General features: G+C 64.0%; 1 pseudogene. It reads right to left on the bottom strand.

Annotation, left to right across the window (positions count from 1 at the left end):
* Positions 1-503: pseudogene (locus NFJ07_RS25590) on the bottom strand (glycine cleavage system protein T); the annotation flags it as partial.
* Positions 504-631 lie beyond the last annotated feature (128 nt).

The following is a 631-nucleotide window of genomic DNA, read 5'->3' as shown; positions in this document are numbered from 1 at the left end:
GCCGGGACCAGGCGGAGGAGGATTTCTTCCGCTTTGGGGCCCTGGACGGCGATCAGCGAGGTTGCCGCGGAGGCGTCCTCGACGGCCACGTCAAAGCCGCCATCTTTGCCCGATCGGGCCCTTTGTGCCAGCGCCTCGGCAACCACCTTGGCGTTGCCGGCGTTCGGAACCACCAGGAACCTGGAATCGCCGCGGCGGTAGGTGATGAGGTCATCGATGATGCCGCCGTCTTCCTGGCAGATCAGCGAGTACTTGGCCTTGCCGACAGACATGGCGGAGATCTTGCCCACCAAGGCGTAATCCAGGAAAGCGGCGGCTTCCGGGCCGGTGACCCAGACTTCGCCCATGTGGGAGAGGTCGAACAGGCCTGCGGACTGGCGGACGGCGTGGTGTTCGGCCAGTTCGGAGGAGTACTTCAGGGGCATCTGCCAGCCACCGAAATCGGTGAAGGAAGCGCCGGCCTTCTTGTGCTCTTCGTAGAGCGCAGTGTAGTTCTCAGTCATCGTGAGGAGTCCTTAGTTCTCGAAGGCTTCGATCGGAGGGCAGGAGCAGACCAGGTTACGGTCGCCCGCGGCGCCGTCGATGCGGCCTACCGGCGGGAAGTACTTGTCCTGCTTGAGGTGGTGGACCG

The sequence above is a fragment of the Arthrobacter sp. B2a2-09 genome (assembly GCF_027587375.1).
Classification (GTDB): Bacteria; Actinomycetota; Actinomycetes; order Actinomycetales; family Micrococcaceae; genus Arthrobacter.
Note: the sequence above shows the minus strand (reverse complement) of the source record. Positions and strands in the feature narration are given on the sequence as shown.